Annotated in this window: 19 protein-coding genes and 2 pseudogenes; 2 read left to right on the forward strand and 19 right to left on the reverse strand. The window is 59.6% G+C overall.

What is annotated here, in order from left to right:
* Positions 1–49 precede the first annotated feature (49 nt).
* From ACOYW1_RS14505 to ACOYW1_RS14520, 4 genes are all read right to left on the reverse strand, one after another.
* A complete protein-coding gene (locus ACOYW1_RS14505) occupies positions 50–1,525 on the reverse strand; it encodes an acetyl-CoA hydrolase/transferase C-terminal domain-containing protein (RefSeq protein WP_482423350.1) in 1,476 nt (491 codons plus the stop codon).
* A complete protein-coding gene (locus tag ACOYW1_RS14510; protein WP_482423351.1) occupies positions 1,522–2,166 on the reverse strand; it encodes a hypothetical protein in 645 nt (214 codons plus the stop codon). The genes ACOYW1_RS14505 and ACOYW1_RS14510 overlap by 4 nt, the downstream gene beginning before the upstream one ends.
* A gap of 549 nt (positions 2,167–2,715) precedes the next feature.
* Positions 2,716–3,966, reverse strand: coding sequence for a glycosyltransferase family 4 protein (locus ACOYW1_RS14515; RefSeq protein WP_482423352.1), 1,251 nt, complete (start codon positions 3,964–3,966; stop codon positions 2,716–2,718).
* On the reverse strand, positions 3,963–4,130 hold the full coding sequence (locus tag ACOYW1_RS14520) for a hypothetical protein (RefSeq protein ID WP_482423353.1): 168 nt from the start codon (positions 4,128–4,130) through the stop codon (positions 3,963–3,965). Before ACOYW1_RS14520 ends, ACOYW1_RS14515 begins: the two co-directional genes overlap by 4 nt.
* Positions 4,131–4,474: 344 nt before the next feature.
* On the opposite strand from ACOYW1_RS14520, the pseudogene ACOYW1_RS14525 reads away from it, so the two are divergent.
* Both ACOYW1_RS14525 and ACOYW1_RS14530 read left to right on the forward strand, forming a co-directional pair.
* A pseudogene (locus tag ACOYW1_RS14525) lies at positions 4,475–4,807 on the forward strand (deoxyribodipyrimidine photo-lyase); the annotation flags it as partial.
* Between the two features lie 34 nt (positions 4,808–4,841).
* Entirely contained in the window at positions 4,842–5,861 is a 1,020-nt protein-coding gene (locus tag ACOYW1_RS14530; RefSeq protein WP_482423354.1) for a hypothetical protein, read from the forward strand.
* Positions 5,862–6,242: 381 nt separating this feature from the next.
* Here the strand turns inward: ACOYW1_RS14530 and ACOYW1_RS14535 are convergent, their stop codons facing one another.
* From ACOYW1_RS14535 to ACOYW1_RS14605, 15 genes and pseudogenes are all read right to left on the reverse strand, one after another.
* A complete protein-coding gene (locus tag ACOYW1_RS14535) occupies positions 6,243–6,428 on the reverse strand; it encodes a DNA-3-methyladenine glycosylase I (RefSeq protein ID WP_482423355.1) in 186 nt (61 codons plus the stop codon).
* Positions 6,386–6,823 (reverse strand): DNA-3-methyladenine glycosylase I, encoded by a 438-nt coding sequence (locus ACOYW1_RS14540; RefSeq protein ID WP_482423356.1) that lies wholly within the window; start codon positions 6,821–6,823, stop codon positions 6,386–6,388. The genes ACOYW1_RS14535 and ACOYW1_RS14540 overlap by 43 nt, the downstream gene beginning before the upstream one ends.
* Positions 6,824–6,859: 36 nt before the next feature.
* Positions 6,860–7,930 (reverse strand): A/G-specific adenine glycosylase, encoded by a 1,071-nt coding sequence (mutY, locus tag ACOYW1_RS14545; RefSeq protein WP_482423357.1) that lies wholly within the window; start codon positions 7,928–7,930, stop codon positions 6,860–6,862.
* Between the two features lie 526 nt (positions 7,931–8,456).
* Entirely contained in the window at positions 8,457–9,353 is an 897-nt protein-coding gene (locus tag ACOYW1_RS14550; RefSeq protein ID WP_482423358.1) for a DMT family transporter, read from the reverse strand.
* Positions 9,354–9,757: 404 nt separating this feature from the next.
* Positions 9,758–10,786, reverse strand: a complete 1,029-nt coding sequence (gene maeA / locus ACOYW1_RS14555) for an oxaloacetate-decarboxylating malate dehydrogenase (RefSeq protein ID WP_482423727.1) — start codon at positions 10,784–10,786, stop codon at positions 9,758–9,760.
* Positions 10,758–11,480: pseudogene (locus ACOYW1_RS14560) on the reverse strand (NAD-dependent malic enzyme); the annotation flags it as partial. The gene maeA and the pseudogene ACOYW1_RS14560, both read right to left, overlap by 29 nt.
* A gap of 192 nt (positions 11,481–11,672) precedes the next feature.
* Complete coding sequence (locus tag ACOYW1_RS14565) at positions 11,673–12,392, reverse strand: succinate dehydrogenase/fumarate reductase iron-sulfur subunit (RefSeq protein WP_482423359.1); 720 nt, start codon at positions 12,390–12,392, stop codon at positions 11,673–11,675.
* Complete coding sequence (locus ACOYW1_RS14570) at positions 12,389–14,167, reverse strand: fumarate reductase/succinate dehydrogenase flavoprotein subunit (RefSeq protein WP_482423728.1); 1,779 nt, start codon at positions 14,165–14,167, stop codon at positions 12,389–12,391. The genes ACOYW1_RS14565 and ACOYW1_RS14570 overlap by 4 nt, the downstream gene beginning before the upstream one ends.
* Before the next feature lie 489 nt (positions 14,168–14,656).
* Entirely contained in the window at positions 14,657–14,971 is a 315-nt protein-coding gene (locus ACOYW1_RS14575) for a succinate dehydrogenase/fumarate reductase transmembrane subunit (RefSeq protein ID WP_482423360.1), read from the reverse strand.
* Between the two features lie 38 nt (positions 14,972–15,009).
* Positions 15,010–15,291 (reverse strand): succinate dehydrogenase/fumarate reductase transmembrane subunit, encoded by a 282-nt coding sequence (locus tag ACOYW1_RS14580; RefSeq protein WP_482423361.1) that lies wholly within the window; start codon positions 15,289–15,291, stop codon positions 15,010–15,012.
* A 55-nt stretch (positions 15,292–15,346) separates the two neighbouring features.
* The gene (gene sucD / locus ACOYW1_RS14585) at positions 15,347–16,219 is read right to left on the reverse strand and encodes a succinate--CoA ligase subunit alpha (RefSeq protein WP_482415895.1); all 873 of its coding nucleotides are present in this window, start codon (positions 16,217–16,219) and stop codon (positions 15,347–15,349) included.
* 27 nt (positions 16,220–16,246) lie between these two features.
* Positions 16,247–17,407: an ADP-forming succinate--CoA ligase subunit beta gene (gene sucC, locus ACOYW1_RS14590; protein ID WP_482423362.1), complete on the reverse strand. Its 1,161-nt coding sequence runs from the start codon at positions 17,405–17,407 to the stop codon at positions 16,247–16,249.
* On the reverse strand, positions 17,404–18,123 hold the full coding sequence (locus ACOYW1_RS14595) for a TetR/AcrR family transcriptional regulator (RefSeq protein ID WP_482415893.1): 720 nt from the start codon (positions 18,121–18,123) through the stop codon (positions 17,404–17,406). Before ACOYW1_RS14595 ends, sucC begins: the two co-directional genes overlap by 4 nt.
* Positions 18,124–18,170: 47 nt before the next feature.
* A complete protein-coding gene (locus ACOYW1_RS14600; RefSeq protein ID WP_482415892.1) occupies positions 18,171–18,395 on the reverse strand; it encodes a hypothetical protein in 225 nt (74 codons plus the stop codon).
* Between the two features lie 20 nt (positions 18,396–18,415).
* Positions 18,416–18,673: a helix-turn-helix domain-containing protein gene (locus tag ACOYW1_RS14605; protein ID WP_482423729.1), complete on the reverse strand. Its 258-nt coding sequence runs from the start codon at positions 18,671–18,673 to the stop codon at positions 18,416–18,418.
* Positions 18,674–18,877: the final 204 nt, after the last annotated feature.

The raw sequence follows: 18,877 nt of genomic DNA on the forward strand, positions 1-18,877 counted from the left end.
CCATGCGCGTCCACGGCCGTTTTGCATTTCGTGTTTGCTAAGGGGTTGATCAGATCTGACCGGACTCCTTCAGGGCAAAGGTAACCAGCTTCTGGGTCATCTTCTCTTTGAAGTCCCCGGGACGATCAAGCTGCATCCGCTTAAGGTACGGCTTGGCTTCGTCGGGAACAGAAGAGATCATCTGCTTGGCAAGCCCCATGATGGTCTTGATCTTCTGCTTGTCCATCTTGGCCTTGAATTCCCTCAGGGAGCGGCCGAGGACCAGCTCCTCCTTGGTGAACTCGCACCCGAAGGGGAAGGTGTCGAAGTACTTCTTGCCCATGGCCCGGAAGGGTTGCAGTTTCTTGGCGATGACCTCGGGGTAGTTGTTGCGGTACTCGGCCGGGATCTCGTAGTCGGGGGGCAGTTTTTTGGCCTTTTTCGCTTTTTCAAGCAGCTCGCCCTGGAACCGGGAGTCCGCCACGTTGATGAGGGCCGCCACCACCTCGTGGTCCACCTTGCCGCGCAGGTCGGCGATGCCGTACTCGGTCACCACGATGTCCTTGAGGTGCCTGGGTACGGTGGTGTACCCGTAGTTGAAGACCACGTTGGACTTCGGACCGTTTGCCGTCTCCTTCACCGCGCGGATCATCATGATCAGCCGGGCATCGTCAATGGCGTGGGCCATGGAGACAAAGTTGTACTGCCCGCCCACCCCGCTGATGACGGTGCCGTTTTCAAGGGCATCGGAGGCGATGTTGCCCACAACGGAGACAATCATCCCGGCGTTTACGAAACGTGCGTCCTTTCTCTGGAGGGTTCGGAGCTTTTCGTCACCGTAGAGCTGGTTGAGAACGGCCACTCCGGTCATCTCAAAGAGCTTGCGCTCGTCATCGCTCATGTTCCGCAAGGTGTCGTAGAACTGATTGGGCCCGATGAAAAAGCCCCCATGGGCGATGACGCCGTTGAGAAGGCTCTCTCCGATGCAGTTGTCCAAGATGGCGTCCAGGTTGGCCCCGTCCCGGAAGTCCGTGGAGTAACGGGCTTCGCCGTTGACAATGGCGTAATCGTCCCAGGTCAGGCCCGGCTTGAACACCCCGAAGTGCTGGAGGCTCTCAAAGTCGGCCTGTTTCATGATGGGCTGGAAGGCATCCTGGGAGAGCAGGGCCTTTACAGAGTCCCGGGTCAGGGTCTCAGAGAGGGCCCCTTCGTTGATAAGGCGCTGGATCTCCAGATTCCCGTAAACCCGCCGCTTGATAACCCCGCCCTTGTACAGCTCGATAAAGGCGTCCACCAGCATTTCCGTGGTGCCGTACAAGCCCTCTTCAAAAGGCTCCCGCCCCCCGATGTGGTCCACGAGGGTGCCGTACCTGGCGTTGATGCCCAAGTCTTCCAGCACCTTCTTGTAATCCGCGTTGGCCGTGTTTCGCATGATCAGGGCCGAGGCAATGGCGTCGCCCAGGGACCCGATGCCGATCTGCAGGGACCCGCCGTCCTTGACCAGGGAGCTGACGTGGAGGCCGATCATGTGGTCGGCCGTGTTCACCGGCGCCTTGGGCACGGAGAAAAGCGGGGTTTCGTACTCGGGGTTATCCAGGATGATGGTCGCCGGGTCACTCCTCCCACCACGGCGTCGCCGTACATGAAGGGCAGCGAGTTGTTGACGTGCCCCACGTGGAGGAACTTCTTCCCGGCGGCCTTGGCTTCCGGGATAAACTTTTTGATATCAAGGGAAAGGTCTGCGTTGCAGCTGTCGCTGTAGCACACCTTGCCGTCGATCTCTTTTTTGGCCACGGCATGGCAGTAGAGAACGTTGCAGTCCTCGTTCATGATATCGCGACCCACGTGGGTATAGTTGGAGCTGTAGTGATTCTGCTGAGCCATGGGATCGTTCTTGACGGATCCGGCCTTGTAGTAGAACTCCTTCATCTTCACGTTGGGGGGCAGAGCCCCTTTTCGGAGGTCCAGCATGTAATCAAAATCGGGGATATCTTTCCAGACACGATCCCGGAGGGGCTGCAGCATGCGCCTCTCCAGATCATTGGACCAGGTGGGCTTCTCAAGGGAAAGGGCCGTGATGATCGTCAACTCGATGGTCGGATCGCTTTTGGCCCTGCGGTAGATTTCGTTGGCAATCTGATAGGATTTGCCTAAGGCAATGGGCATGCCGAAGGCTATCTCGATCAAAAAACGAGTCTCCGCAACGACATGGTCGACAACCTTGGTGACATCTGTGCGTAATACGTCGGTCCATTATGCTCAATCACAACAATACCTCCCTGCAGATCAACCTGATTTATATCCAAACGGATGCGTCGAGCAAACGCACTCCCGCTCTCCCTCACAAGCCGTATGCAGCAAGGCACTGAACCGGTATTCATTGTTTGACCGCAATAAGCCGCCATCAAGAAGAAAACGGTCTACCACCTTTGCCACACTATTCCCACGGCCCCGCATCGGGGGATCCAAGATCCGCAAGCGCCCTCTGCGTGCTGCCGGGTCCGGGACCACAACGGAATGCGCTGCGGTGGGAACCCCACACACGGGCTTGATACAAAGCCGTACGCCAGAATAGACATAGCCTACAAACATAGTCACAGCGTGTCAACACTGTTCGCTTTCACTATACAAATATGCTGAGGTTTACATAAGCCAACAGGGAACACCTTAGTTCCCCAGGAGATCACCGGCTCCCCTGAAGGCATAACAGGCCATTTACATGGCACAATTCACGGGTCAGGCGGAGCGGTGGGAATTCATCACCCGGCGATACACGTCGACGGTCTCTTCGGCCGTCCGCCTCCAGACAAACCGGCTGTGGACCCTGTCCTCCCCTTTGCGAGCAAGGGCTGCGGCCGCATCCCCATCAGCCAAAAGCTCCTTCAAGCCATCCTTCAGGGCCGTTACATCACCGGCCGGGACAATGCGCGCCGCATCCCCCGCCACCTCGGGCAAGGCCCCTCCGTCCGTGCAGACCACGGGCACGCCGCAGGCCATGGCCTCGCCAACGGGAAGGCCGAAGCCCTCGTAGAGGGAGGGAACCGCCGCCACAGACGCCCGGGCATACTCTTCCACCAGCCGTTGATCCGAGACCCGGCCGGTGAACTCCACCACCCCGGAAAGTCCCAGGGACGACACCAGACGCTCCACAATGCCGCCCTCCTTGGGCTTGCCGATAACCGTGAGCTTCACATCGCCCTCGTCCTTCATGGCGGCCACCGCGTGCATCAGATAGTAGAGGCCCTTCAAGGGGCTGTCCGCGCTGTTGGTCACGATGATCCTGCGGGGGTCTTTGGGAATCTCCGGCAAAGGATAAAAACGGGCTGTGTCGATGCCTATGGGGATGACGTGCAGCTTGCTCGGAGAGACGCCAAAATCTGCCGCGATATCCGTTTTCGATACCTGGGATACGGTGATGACGGCAGGGAGCTTTCGCGCCACCCGTTTCTGCATGCCGATAAACGAGTACCAGCGCATGGCCCGTGCCCGCTTCCACAGATTCCGGGTGCTCATCACGGCGATGTCCCGGTCCCGTGTCATGGGATGGTGAATGGTGGCGACCGTGGGGATCTTCCGGCTCACCGAAAGAAGCCCCCAGGAGAGGGACTGGTTGTCGTGGATAATGTCGAACCGGTGGCCCTCGGACTCAAAAAACCGCCGGGCGCGCACCCCGAAAGAGAAGGGCTCGGGGTAGCCAAGGGTGGAGTTGAGCCACCATTCGGTAAGCTTGAGGGGATCCTTCAACTGGCTGTAGCCTGCCCCATTCTCCATGGTCTCGGGGCTGTAGAGATCCAGGCCCGGCAACACGGTAAGGCCGATGTCCTCGTCAAGGATGGGAGCAGGCTCCCCGGAAAGAACGTGGACCCGATGTCCCAGATCGGCAAGGGCCCTTGCCAGATGGCGAATGTACACCCCCTGGCCACCGCAATACGGGTTGCTCCGGTAACTCACCAGACAGATGCGCAACGAAGGCTGTGAATCACTCATCGCAGGGACCTCCTTTCAAGGCCCGGCACCCGGTGGGGCTTTCTCCCTTCGATCACATACTCCCAGATATAAAGAAAAAGTCCCGCCACATACCCCAAACCGGGGAGCAGCAGGACAATGGCAACTTCAAAATAATTCCGACACCACGCCTTAAACTTTTTCATCACATGTCACCTGATCCATCGTCACTGTTAAACACATCTTTTCCTTTCCGGAAGCCCGGACAAAAACCAACCTAACGCACAGTGAACCGCCTTGAAACCCTTATTTCAAGGCAACTCATCACGTCAGGAGCCCTGCTCCGGCGGTTACGTCACCCCCATCCTCCTTGTCCCGGGACGCCGCCTGTGAGAAAATGAAGGCCACATGTTTCAGCCACAGACTGTCCCGTCAACCCCACCGCACCGGAGTTCCCATGGTTATCACCGCCAACCCGTTTATTGATGCAACGCGTATCCACCACCTCAACAACCGACGCCCGACCAGGGGCCGCTACGTTCTCTACCTCATGCAGCAGAGCCAGCGAACCCGGTTCAACCACGCCCTGGAGTACGCTGTGCAACGGGCCAACGACGAGAGCCTTCCCCTGCTCACGGTCACAGGCCTCATGGAGGGCTACCCCGAGGCCACCTGGCGCCACTACCACTTCATGATGGAAGGGCTCTGCGATGCCCAAAAAAACCTGAAAGCACGAGACATCGGGTTCTGCATCCTCCCCGGGGTTCCGGCCGATGTTGCTCTTGGGCTCTCGGGTGACGCAGCCCTCATCGTCTGCGACCGTGGCTACCTCAGGCATCAGCGCAGCTGGAGAATCAAAATTTCCGCCATGTCACCGTGCCCGGTGGTAGAGGTGGAGTCCGACGCCGTGGTGCCGGTTGAATGCGCATCCGCCAAACAGGGAATACGCCGCCCGCACCATCCGGCCCAAAATCGAAAGACTCCTGGACCGCTACCTGGTGGGGCTCGCCCCCACGCCTGTAAAGGTCCCCTTTCCCCCTGCCCTCCTTCCCAAGGGCGCTATCGATCCAAGCAAGGGGGTACCGGACCATTTCAACGTGGACCGAAGCGTGGCGCCTGTCAGCCGATTCAAAGGCGGGGAAGACGAAGCCCAAAAAAAACTGGCCCACTTTGTGTCGGAGATCCTTCCCCGCTACGCGTCCCTGCGAAACAAACCCGAAGAAAACGCCATCTCCGAGATCTCCCCCTACCTCCACTTCGGCCAGCTCTCCCCCCTGGATGCAGCCCTTGCCGCAAGCCACGGGGGAACCTCCTGTCCCGAGGACGTGGCCGTTTTTCTGGAAGAACTCATCGTCCGCCGGGAGCTGGCCATCAACTACGCCTGGTTCGAACCCGACTACGACACCTTCGAGGCCGCAGCCCCTTCCTGGGCGCAGGAAACCCTTGCCGCCCGGGGTATGCAAAAGGACCTCTATACAAAAGAGGAACTCACGGCCTGCAAGACCAACGACCCCTACTGGAACGCAGCCATGGCCGAAATGGTCCACACCGGGTTCATGCACAACTACATGCGAATGTACTGGGGGAAAAAAATACTGGAATGGTCACACGATGCCAAAGAAGCCTTTGAAACAGCCCTCTACCTCAACAACCGCTACTTTCTGGACGGACGAGACCCCAACTCCTATGCCGGAGTGGGCTGGACCTTCGGCCTCCACGACCGCGCCTGGCCACAGCAGCCGGGCTTCGGCAAAGTGCGCTCCATGAAGGCATCCGGCCTGAAACGGAAATGCAATATTGAAGGGTATGTAAAACGGGTGGAGGAGTTGGTTAACAAAAGAGGAAAAAAAGCCTTCGGCGGCGAGGGTGGCGAGGCCACAATAGCGAAAACACCTCGAAAGCATATTGGCCTTCGGCTCGGACCTCGCCCGATATAAAACTGACGGCTTATGCGGGATGGAGGGGAGCACCTCCGAAAGCATCTCCCAGGCGGAGCCTGGGAACGAAACTCACCCCGCTAACAGGCTATTCCCTTCGTTCCTCAGGGACGTCGCATGTGCTGACGGGCTGCGCCCGAAATCAACGATGTGGGGCATTCACATACCCTACTTATTTGCTTCGCTCCCAGGCTCTGCCTGGGAGTGTTCATAGCAAGGCTCCGCCTTGCCGATATCAAAGGCCGTACATGGTTCACGCACAGGCATTGGCATTACCCAACATGGAGGCAGAGCCTCCGAAAAGCATTCCCAGGCGGAGCCTGGGAACGAAAAGTAAAACCAGTCGCATGATGGCTGCATTCATGCATTGGCCATGGGATTTCAAGGTGCCCCCACCTTGCCGCCCAGCTCGCGGTATCGGGGGCAGGTCACCAGGTGGTCGTTGACCATGCCCACGGCCTGCATAAAGGCGTAACAGATGGTGGATCCCACAAAGGTGAACCCCAGCTTTTTAAGGGTTTTGCTCATGGCATCGGACTCCGGGGTGCTGGCAGGCACATCGGCCATGATTCGAAAGCCGTTATCCAGGGTCTTGCCGCCGGTGAATCCCCAGAGAAGCTCGGAACAGTCGGGGACTCTTCCAGGGCGAGGAAGGCTTTGGCGTTTTTCACCGCGCCCCTTACCTTCAGCTTGTTCCGAATGATCCCGGGATCGGCCAGGAGCGCTTCGATCTTGGCCTCGTCGTAGAGAGCGATCTTCTCAGGGGCAAGTCCGTCCATCACCTCCATGTAATGCGCCCGCTTTTTGAGCACCGTGATCCATGAGAGCCCGGCCTGAAACCCTTCAAGCAAAAGCATGGCAAAAAGTTTTCTGCTGTCGTGCTCTGGCACGCCCCACTCGTCGTCGTGATAGGCCACGTAAATAGGGGTGTCACCGCACCAGGGGCATCGTTCGTCTGTCATCAACTATCCTTCCTTAAACGTTTCATGTTGCCAGGATTATCCCAACGCCTCCACCAACAGTGGAAACAATTTTCTATTGGCTGTGGGAAAGGCAAGGCGATCCAGGTCCTCCGTCGTAATCCAGTCCACGGGCTGCCCCTTTTTCGGCGTTGGCGAGCCTCCGCCAACCTCTGCCAGATAGAGATAAAGCTGCACCCGAAAATGCGAATAGGCGTGGGTCACGCTTCCCACCAGTTTTCCCACAGTCGGAACCACCCCCAGCTCATCCATGAGGCACCGCCCCAGGGCATCTTCGTGGGTTTCCCCTGCCAGGACCCGCCCCCCGGGGAACTCCCACATCCCGGCAAGATGACCTTTGGCCGGGCGCTTCTGCACCAGGATTTTTCCGTCCTTCACCACCACGGCCAGGGCCACAGGGTAAAGAGGGACCGCCTTTTTGGCTCCCTTGACGGGAAAAGCCTCCTGCCTGCCCAACGCCCGTGCTTTGCAACCGGACTTCAAAGGGCACCGGGAGCAATCGGGTCGCCTGGGCGTGCAGACCGTGGCCCCGAGCTCCATCATGGCCTGGTTGAAATCACCAGGCCGCGTTTCCGGCACAGTCGAGTCCACCGCATCCTGAATGGCCCGTTTCACTCCAGCCGAAGTGACCACCCCGTCAAGGGCGAAAAGACGGGTCACCACCCGGTTGACGTTGCCGTCCACGGCTGCCAGGGAATGCCCGAAGGCAATGCTCTGGACCGCCGCACAGGTGTATGGCCCCACTCCAGGCAAGCTGGAAAAAGCCTCCGGCGTATCCGGCACCCTGCCCCCATGCTCATCCCGCACCTTCCGCATGGCCTTCAGCAGGTTGTGGCAGCGGTTGTAATAACCGAGCCCCTCCCACATCTTGAGCACCCGGTCGTCCTGGGCGTCAGCAAGGGCCGTGGCGTCGGGAAAGGCATCGGTGAACCGGTTGTAATACGGTATCACCGTGGCCACCTGGGTCTGCTGAAGCATCACCTCGGAGAGCCAGATCCGATAAGGATCCCTAGTCTGCCGCCACGGCAGGATCCGCTTGTGGATGTCGTACCACAAGAGCAGAAGCCCCGCGTCCAGTATGTCTGTCATATGCCTCCTTGATGTTGCAGGTCTATGGTCAACGTTGCTGTGAAAAAGCAAGCCTCCGGCGGCGAGGTGAGCCACCTCGAAAGCTGATTGCCATTGCGCTTTGCCCTTCGTTCCTCAGGGCAAAGCGCAATGGCCTTCGGCTCGGGCTACGCCCGACATAAACGCTAATGGTTTGTGCGGGCTGGCTCACAAGCTTCGAAATCAGAGGGTACGTTGTCGCTACTTGCCCATTGCCGATTTAACCGCACTGCCTCCGGCGGCGAGGGTGGGGAATTCCCCCTTGTCCCCTGGAGCGCCGCACTCCTGTGCGGCACGGGTAACGACGGACTAAAATGCCGCACCGGAGTGCGGCGCTCCGTTTCGGTCGATTTATCTCTGTTATTTTGAAGGGGCGGCCCAAACTTCATCCAAGAAGGACCAATGAAACAGCCCTTTCCTGCAAAAGCGGTTGCCATATGTCACACTCCATAGAAATGCCTCGAAAACGTCCGCATGATGTGAACCCCCATGCATTTGCCCTAAGGTTTCAAGGTGCCTTCACCTTGCGCAGTGTCACCCACAGGGCAGCTGCCAGGATCATGGCCCCACCCGCAAGGGACCGCGCCGTGGGCACTTCGCCCAGGAGGAGGCAGGCGGCTGTGATGCCGTACACTGGCTCCAGGGACGCGATGATGCTTGCCCTTCGGGCCGACACGGTTTTCATGCCCTGGATAAACAGGGTGTGGGAGACCCCGGTAAACAGAACTCCCAGAAGCAGGAGGTACCCGAGATCGGTTGCCGTGGGAATTGAGGGAAAAGAAACGGGCAGGAGAACCAGCACAGCGGCGGCATCCTGCCAGAAGGAGACCACAGCGCCGTGGTACCTCTTTCCAAACCGGCGATTGAGAAGGGAGAGCACGGCAAAGGTCAGACCCGAGGCCAGGCCCCAGAGTGCCCCCTCGAACACAGGCTCTCCCGGATGAAAGCGGGGCACCACGAGAAACACCCCGGCAAGGGTCCACAAGGCCGGGGCAAGGGTTCGCCACCGAAAAGAGTTACTGTCAAAAAGGGGTTCCAGAAGTGTTGTGAACACAGGAAAGGTGGCAAAGGTCAGCAAGCCGACGGCAACGGACGACACCTGGATGGACCGAAAAAACGTGCCCCAGTGAACCGCCAGGATAAGGCCCTGAAGGGCCATCAGCAGGTAATCCCGCGTGGAAGCAAGACGCAGGGGACGTCCGGCCAGGAGAATCACTGGTCCCAGGAAGAGCGCGGCAAAAAACACCCGTCCGAACACAATGGCCACGGGGGAAAGGTGCACCAGCTTCCCAAAAAGCCCGGCCAGTCCGAAGAGCAGCGTGGCCGTATGGATCAGCATATAATCCCGGGACATGCCCGAAGCCATGAGTTCCTTTCCTGCGTTGGATGCGTGGGTTTCATTCATGGCCCTGTTATACCCGACACGGCCCCTCCTTCGCAAATGCTTCGGGGCTCGTTCCTCGCCCTCCGCATTTGCTTACGGGCTGCGCCCGTGTCTGGGTATCACGCTCAACCCATGTCATCGGGATACGGCGCAACAAGCAGAGCCAGAGCGATTAATCCCGATAATTAATGAGTTACAGCAACGCGCCCTATATTTTCAAGGTTTGTGGGACAACTCGTACAAACCATCAGCTTATGTATCGGGCGAAGCCCGAACCGAAGGCGCTTGCGCATTTTCCTGAGGAACGAAGGAAAATGCGCAAGCGCAATAAGCTTTCGAGGTGGCTCCACCTCGCCGCCGGAGGCTTGCTTTTTCCGGCGACTTTGAGCATAGAAGGCCTCTCCTATATTTACGCTTCCTAAATTTTAGGCCTCCAAGGGAAGGTAGACCGGTTTCCAGATCATGTTGTCCACGGCTTCGTCCAGGCGTTCGGGATCCATGCCGTGATCAAAGGAGCTGAAGGCGCATTTTCGGGCGACGCCTTCGCGGATGGCGGCGCGTCCCACGGCTTTGGCCACTTTGAGGGTCACCTCCTGGAGCCTGTCCACGGTGGGGAACAGGGCGCCGCGGGATAGGTCTTCGTTGCCGACGCAGTCTGCTGCGGCATGGGCGGCGGCCGTGAAAAAGCTGGGGAGCACCGTGGTGGCCCCGGAGGCGATGACGCCCAGGCCCACCCCGGGGAAGATGAAGACGTTGTTGCACTGGCCCACGCGATATTCGGAGCCGCCGTGACTCACCGGGTCAAAGGGGCTGCCCGTGGCCACGAGGGCTTTGCCGTCGGTCCAGTTGTAGATGTCCTCGGGAATGGCCTCGGTATTGGCCGTGGGGTTGCTCAAAGGAAGGATGATGGGACGCTCGGTGTTGGCCAGGACCTTGGTCACCACCTCTTGGGTGAAGCAGCCGTGCTGGCCGGAGGTTCCAATAAGAACGGTGACCCCCGCCTTTTCAATGACGTTTTCAAGGGCGCCGTCTTCTGAGCTGTTGAACCAGGGGAGCGCCCCGGGGTCCTTGGCGAATTTTTCTTTATACGGGTCGAGGCTGCGGTCCGTGGTGACCAGGCCGCGGGAGTCCAGGGTGTAGATACGGGCACGGGCATCGGCAACGGCCATGCCCTCTTCCACCAAGGCCGCCTCGATCTGCTCGGCAATGCCCACGCCGCCTGCCCCTGCGCCGTGGATCAGGTAAATTTGTTCTTTTAAGCCCTCGTTCTTGATCTTCATGGCAGCCAGGATGCCTGCCAGGGTGACGGAACCGGTACCCTGGATATCGTCGTTGAAGCTGATAAGATCGTTTACATAGGTTGCACATGAAAGCGTTCTGCTTGGAGAAGTCTTCCCACTGGCACAGAGCGTTGGGGAACACTTTTTTAAAGGCTTTGGCGAACTTCTCCACAAAGTCGAAGTACTCGTCCCCGGTGAGGCGCTTGTGGTGCCAGCCGATGTATTTGGGGTCGTTGAGGAGCTTCTCGTTGTCCGTGCCCACGTCCAGGGATATGGGCAGGCAGTGCCAGGGCGCAATACCGGCCCCCTGGGTATAGAGCATGAGTTTGCCGAGGCAGATGGCCTGGCCCCCTGCCCCCTGGTCGCCAATGCCCAGGATGCCCTGGTTGTCGGTAACAACAGCCACACGGATATCCGCACGCTCGTAACGGCGCAGGATCTTTTCGGCATCGTCGATGTTGCCGGGATAGAAATGGAGGCCGTTGCCCTGGCGGAACATGGACGAGAACCGCTGGCAGACGATCCCCACCGTGGGCGTGTACACAATGGACATGTATCGGGTGATGTCGCTTGCAAGGAGGGCGTGGGCGAGGGTGGCGTTTCGGTCGAAAAGGGACCGGATGTAGATGAACTTCTCAAAGTCGCTAATCTTCTCCCGGATGATATCCTGGGCGTTCAAGACCTGCTGGGAGAGGCTTTTGACTTCAGGGGGAACCAGCCCGCTGATTTCAAATAATTCGCGCTCCTCATCGGAGAAGGCCACCCCTTTGTTGGTGTAGTTGTGGAACAGAACCGCGTTGCCTTTGGCGTTGACCTTAAGGGCCCTGGTGTTGCCGTAGTCGTCAAACTGTAAATCGTAAATACCCATGTGTCGTCTACCCCCTTCATTGCTATCCGAGTCCCTGACTTTGTTTGCCTTGTTTCTCTGGCCGCATCCGAACCTCTATATCATGAACCCTGCAGGATGAATAGAGTCTTCGACTTAAATTTCAACCAGTTGTCAGGGTGAGCACGACACACACAATCAATCACTTAAAAAACGATTTCAAGAATTCGCGATTCAGCTTCGAGATATGGGAAATGGAGATGCCCTTGGGACAGGCCGCCTCACACTCCCGCTCGTTGCCGCAGTTGCCGAACCCCTGCTCGGACATGCAGGCCACCATGGACTCCACCCGTTTTTTGGCCTCGGGCTTTCCCTGGGGAAGGGTGGACAGGTGGGAGACCCTGGCGCTGGTGAACAGCATGGCCGCGCCGTCTGGGCAGGCAGCCGCGACACTTGCAACCCGATGCACTCGGCGGCGTCCATGGCCAGCTCGGCCTGCTCCTGGGAGACGGCCACGGCGTTGGCGTCCGGGGCGCCCCCGGTGTTCACCGAGATGTAGCCCCCGGCCTGGATAATGGCGTCCAGGGCCCCGCGGTCCACCACCAGGTCCTTGATGACGGTAAAGGCCCGGGATCGCCAGGGTTCGATGACCACCACATCGCCGTCTTCAAAGTGGCGCATGTGGAGCTGGCACAGGGTGGTCTCCTTCAGGGGGCCGTGGGCTTTGCCGTTAACAACTGCCCCGCAGGTGCCGCAGATCCCTTCCCGGCAGTCGTGGTCAAAGGCCACGGGCTCTTCCCCTGCCCTCACCAGCCGCTCGTTGAGGATGTCGAGCATCTCAAGAAAGGATGCGTCCGTGGAGATGTCCCTCACCTCGTAGGTCTCCAGGTGGCCGCCAGAACCGGGACCGTCCTGTTTCCAGATCTTCAGGGTCAACCCGATGGTGTCGGTCATTTGTAGCTCCTTTGGCTCAGGGTGACGTTTTCAAAGCTCAAATCCTCCACCACCTTCTCCGGCTCTTCGTCCTCGCCGCGGTGTCGCCAAGCCGCCACATGGGCATATGAGGTGTCGTCTCGCAAGGCCTCGTGGTCTTCGGTCTGAAAGGCCTCGTTGAAGTGACTGCCGCAGGACTCCTGGCGGGCCCTGGCATCGGCAACCATTACTTTGGAAAAGGAAAGGAAATCAGAGACCCGCATGGCTTTTTCAAGGTTCTGGTTGAAGGTATCCGCCGTGCCCACCATGGCGCGATCCTGCCGGAAAACCGCCTCCAGGGCCTCCACGTCGGAAAGGGCCGCGTCCAGGCCCTCGTTGGTGCGGGCCATGCCGCAATGCTCCCAGACGATGCGACCCAGCTCCCTGTGGATGTCATCGCAGGTCCGCTTGCCCGTGGATACCAGAAGCCCCTCGATGCGGGCCTTTGCCGCGGATTCCGCCTCTATGAAGGCATCCGATGATTCCGTGTGGGCCCCGAAGGGACGATCCGCCAGGTAGCCCCCCAGGGTGTAGGGGATAATAAAATACCCGTCGGCCAGTCCCTGCATCAGGGCACTGGCCCCGAGCCGGTTGGCCCCGTGGTCGGAAAAGTTGGCCTCCCCCAGCACAAAAAGGCCGGGGATGGTGCTCATGAGGTTGTAATCCACCCAGAGCCCGCCCATGGCGTAGTGGGACGCCGGGTAGATGCGCATGGGCGTGCCGTACGGGTCCTCGTCGGTGATGCGCTGGTACATGGAGAAGAGATTGCCGTACTTGCGCTTGATCACCTCCTCTCCGTCCCGCTTTATGGCATCCCGGAAATCGAGGTAGACGGCGTATCCCGTCTCCCCGACGCCCAGGCCCGCATCGCACTGTTCTTTTGCACTTCGGGAAGCCACGTCCCTGGGAACCAGGTTCCCGAAGGCAGGGTATTTGCGCTCCAGATAGTAGTCCCGATCCGATTCGGGGATGGAGCTGGGGCTGCGCGTATCCCCTTTTTTCCTGGGCACCCACACCCTGCCGTCGTTTCTCAGGCTCTCACTCATGAGGGTCAGCTTGGACTGCCACTGGCCGTGGACCGGAATGCAGGTGGGATGGATCTGGGTAAAGCAGGGGTTGGCAAACAAGGCCCCCTTGCGGTAGGCGATCATGGCCGCCGACACGTTGCAGCTCATGGCGTTGGTGGAGAGATAATAGACATTTCCGTAGCCCCCGGTGGCCATGACCACGGCATCGGCGGCGTGGCGTTCCAGCTCCCCGGTGACGAGGTTCCGGGCGATGATCCCTGCGGCGCGGCCGTCCTCCACAACCAGTTCCACCATCTCCCGCCGGGTAAAAAGGCTCACGCCCCCGTCCGCCACCTGCCGGGACAACGCGCCGTAGGCCCCCAGGAGAAGCTGCTGGCCGGTCTGGCCCCGGGCATAAAAGGTTCGCGATACCTGGGCCCCGCCAAAGGAGCGATTGGCCAGGTGCCCCCCGTACTCCCGGGCAAAGGGAACCCCCTGGGCCACGCACTGATCGATGATGTTGCAGCTGACCTGGGCCAGGCGGTAGACGTTGGCCTCCCGGGCCCTGAAATCCCCGCCCTTGATGGTGTCGTAGAAGAGACGGCGCACGCTGTCCCCGTCGTTCTGGTAGTTCTTGGCCGCGTTGATCCCCCCCTGGGCCGCGATGCTGTGGGCCCGCCTCGGGCTGTCCTGAAGGCAGAAGGTCTTCACCCGGTAGCCCAGCTCCGCCAGGGTGGGAAGCCGAGGCACCGGCAAGGCCGGTGCCAAGCACAATGACACTGTACTTGCGCTTGTTGGCGGGGTTCACGAGCTTCATCTCAAAACGATGCCGGTCCCACTTCTCCTCCAGAGGCCCGCCCGGAATCTTTGCGTCAAGAGCCATAAACCATCTCCTTGGGTCAAAAAAGGTCATTATTCAGGCAACAAAAAGCAGCCTCCGGCGGCCATGTGGGGCACCTGGAAGCCCTATGGCGAATGCATGAAGGCAACCATTCTGCCTGCGTTATGGGGGCATTCGCGTGATGTGTGACATGTGGCAACCGTCTTTGCAGGAGCAGCCCATTTCATTCTTCTTAAAACACGATGCAGAACGTCTGGGATTCGTTTGACTTTAACCGGAATAACTCCGGCTGCAAGGTGAAGGGCACCCATCTCGCCATAGAAGCTGGTTTCATCGTTCGAAGTGGTCTTCCTCACGATTTTACCCAGGCGTTCTGACGGACTTTGCTTCCATCGCCCTTACAACAAAAAAAACACAAGAGGAATTGACCCGAATCCTATCCCCACCCCCACGGCCAGCCAGGTTGCGCACCGCATCAGCCAGGGGGTGCTGCCCTCGCCGTTTGCCCCCAGGCTCTGGAACGCGCTCCAGAAGCCGTGGCTCACATGAAACGAAATGGCCAGAATACCCACAAGGTAGGCCCCCACGTAGGTGAGGCGGGAGAAGGTCTCCACCACCACAGGGTAGCGTGACGCCCCGGACGGAGGGGAGAACTTGAATCCGATGAGGTGAAGGACAATGAACGCCAGGGCCAAAAGCCCTGTGTAGATCATGGTGGCCGAGCCCAGGGTTCGGCCACCGTGACGGCCGGTTACCTGATACCAGGGCGTGCCCGCCGGTTCTCAAGGGCCAGCACCACCCCGGTGAGAACATGGGCCAGGGCCATCACGAGCAGTACAAACTCGGACGCCTTGAGCAAGAATCCCAGGGAGTGGAGCCTCTCCGTGTACTCGGCAAAGGCATCTGCACCCCGGAACAGGGTGAAGTTGCCTGCCAGGTGCACCACCAGGAACCCGCAAAACCCCAGCCCGGTGATCCCCATGAGCATCTTTTTCCCCACAGGTGTTGCGATTCGTCCGATCAGATCCATCATGTGTGCCTCCGGTTATGATTCCCATGGAGCCCACCCGCCGTGCAGGCGGAACTCCCTACCCGAACACTTCCCAGCAGGTCTCCCCCAGGCGGCCCAGGTTTTCGCACACGTGGACACCGCAGGAGGTCATGGCCTCCACCTTGGCCTGGGCCGTGCCGCTGTTGCCGCTGATGATGGCCCCTGCGTGGCCCATGCGCCTGCCCGGAGGCGCGGTAAGCCCTGCGATGAACCCCACCACGGGCTTGGTCATGTGGTCCCGGATAAACTCGGCGGCCTCCTCTTCGGCGGTACCGCCGATTTCGCCCACCATGACCACTCCCTTTGTCTCGTGATCGGCCTCAAAGGCCTTGAGGACATCCACAAAGGAGGTACCGTTCACCGGGTCCCCGCCGATGCCCACACAGGTGGTCTGGCCGATGCCCTGGTTGGAAAGCTGATGGACCACCTCATAGGTAAGGGTCCCGGAGCGGGACACCACCCCGGCCGGGCCACCGGGCCGGTGCATGGGCCCCGGCATGATGCCGATCTTGCACTCCCCCGGGGTGATGATACCCGGGCAGTTGGGACCGATGAGGCGCACGCCCGTCCCATCAATCACCTTTTTCACCCGGGCCATGTCCAGCACGGGGATACCTTCGGTGATGCAGACAATCAGTTCCAGGCCTGCCTCGGCAGCCTCCACGATGGCGTCGGCGGCAAAGGGCGGGGGCACAAAGATCATGCCTGCATTGGCACCGGTTTCCGCCATGGCCTCGGTCACGGTGTTGAACACCGGGGTCCCCTCATGGGTCTGCCCGCCCTTGCCCGGGGTGACCCCGGCCACCACCTGGGTTCCGTAAGCCTTGCACTGACCGGTATGAAAACTGCCCTCACGCCCGGTGATGCCCTGGACCAGCAATCGCGTGGATTTATCGACGAAGATGCTCACAGCTCACTCCTTTCCCGCAGGATCCGATCACGCCACGATGGCGGCGATCTTCTCCGTGGCGTCTTTCAGGTCAACGGCAGTCTGGAGGTCGAGGCCGGATTCTTTAAGGATGCGTCGGCCCTCCTCCACATTCGTCCCTTCCATGCGGACCACCACAGGGACGCTGATGCCGGTTTTGGATGCGGCCTCCACCACACCCCGAGCAAAGATGTCGCAACGCAGGATGCCCCCGAAAATATTGATGAGGACCCCTTTGACCTTGTCGTCTTTCAACAGGATGCGAAAGGCGTTCTCCACCATCTCGCTGGTGGCCCCGCCCCCCACGTCAAGGAAGTTGGCGGGCTCTGCCCCGGCCATCTTGATGAGGTCCATGGTGGCCATGGCAAGGCCCGCTCCGTTGACGATATTGCCGATGTTGCCGTCTAAGCTGATATAATTAAGGCGATGGCGGGAGGCCTCCACCTCCAGGGGGGACTCTTCGGTGACGTCCCGTAAGGCGGAAATCTCTGCATGGCGATACAGGGCGTTGTCGTCAAAATCCACCTTGGCGTCCAGGGCCACGGCCTCGCCGTCTCCTGTGAGGATCAGGGGATTGATCTCCACCAGGGAGCAATCCTTGGTCTCGAAAAATCCGAACAGTTTTTGAACAAGGGCGGAAACAGCTTTGGCTTCGCGCCCTTCCAGGCCCAGACCAAAGGTCACCCGGCGCAGGTGGCCGGGCCACAGCCCGGCAAGGGGCCCCACGCGCACCTTGATGATCTTTTCCGGGCTCTTCTCCGCTACCTCCTCGATCTCCATGCCCCCTTCGGAACTTGCCATGATCACGATATCGCCGGTGGCACGATCCGGCACAATGCCCAGGTAAAGCTCCCGGGCGATGTCCAGCCCCTCTTCCACCAGAAGGGTGTGCACCTCCTTGCCCTCGGGGCCGGTCTGGTGTGTCACCAGGGTGGAGCCCAGAAGGCCCTTGGCCACCGATTCCGCCTCGTCGGCCGAGTTCACCAGCTTCACCCCCCCGGCCTTGCCGCGCCCCCCCGCATGGATCTGCGCCTTAACCACCACAGGCCAGTCTCCCATGCTCACCGCCCGGAAGGCCGCTTCTCCCGGTGTTCGTGCCACCGCCCCGTCAGGGACGGCGATGCCATGGGCCCTGAAGAGTTCCTTTGCCTGGTATTCATGGATCTTCATGGTTGTCTCCAATGCATAGAAGGTGGGTTGCCCGCATATTGGTCAGGCCCTGTGCCGCTCCCTGCCGAGGGCGCCCCGCCCTCTCGCGCCGCAGCCAGGATAAAGCGGGTTTGAAAAGCGATGTACCCTTCAAGGGTGTAGCGCCCCTTTAAAAACCATCGCCTGAAGGCCCACATATGGCCAATGACCATGATGGTGTGGGCCAGAAGCTCCACGGAGGAGGGCTCCATGGGAGACAGAGTCCCCTCGTCCACGGCCTGCTCAATGCGCTCCACAAAGATATTGGTGATGCGCACCTCGCTTTCCAGAACACGGCGCCGCCACTTTTTGGAAAGGGACGCGGTCTCCTGGTAGATCAGCTGAAGGTGATCGGCCATGGTATCGCATACCCGGATGTATACCCCGATGGCGGCCTCAAGACCGTCGATTCCCCGTTTCTCCCGCGCTATGTCGCGATGGATGCCCGTTTCTATTTCGTCGTGGATGGCGTCACAGACAAGGTAAAGGACATCGTCCTTGGATGAGACGTATTCGTAGAGGGATCCGATGGAAAAGCCAACGGCTTCTGCAATCCGGCGGGTGGGTGTTTTGTGGAACCCCTTTTCGATGAAAAGATGAACGGAAGCATCCACAATCTGGCGACGGCGGGTATGGACCAGCTCCGGGTTTTTCACCTGGGAGACCACACCGGCTTCATCGGGACGTTTACGGGCCATGCTCCCTCCGGAATCGGAGACGTTGGATATTCGCGGGTGATAAACGTTCAGAACAGCACTGCAAAGAAAAACCGGGACAAACAGGCAGAGGATTCAGGATAAAACGGAGAGGAAATGAGGGCAGCAACGACCGGTTTCCTGAACGAGCGCTCAGTCATGGATACCATGAGCGTTTTTTCAATGTCAACCTTTTTACAATCAAATATAAACAGCACAATCAAGGCCTTAAGCCGCAATGAATCGTCAAGAGTTCCCCGCTGCTCAACATCCATGGTTCCGTAAGCGGAAAGCCCTACGGCTTCCAGGCGTCGGCCCGGATTTCCAGCTTGGCCATTTTATTTCTCAGGGTACTGGGATTGATGCCCAGAACGGCGGCGGCGCCTGCGGGGCCGTGGACTTTCCCCCTGCAGTGGGAGAGGGCCGCCTCGATGCATTTTCGTGTCGCCTCATCAAGGGTCTGGAGAGGATGTGCCGAAGCAGCGCTTTTCGTTTCACGGATCTGTGTACCCGGCCTCTGTTTTTCAAAGCAGGCGGCGACCTTCTCCTCCACTATCCGCTCCAGCTCCGACAGGTTCTCCCGCGTTTCCTGGTACAACGCCGGCTCCCGGGGTAACAACCGATCCAGGTAGAGGGGCCCCACGGGCCACAGGGTCATGGCCCGCTCCACAAGATTTTCCAACTCCCGCACGTTGCCCGGCCAGGCATACTGCATCAGCGCATCTATGGCCCGCGGTGCAAGGGAGGGGCTCTGGGG

The sequence above is a fragment of the Desulfoluna sp. CYM3A genome, assembly GCF_056829965.1.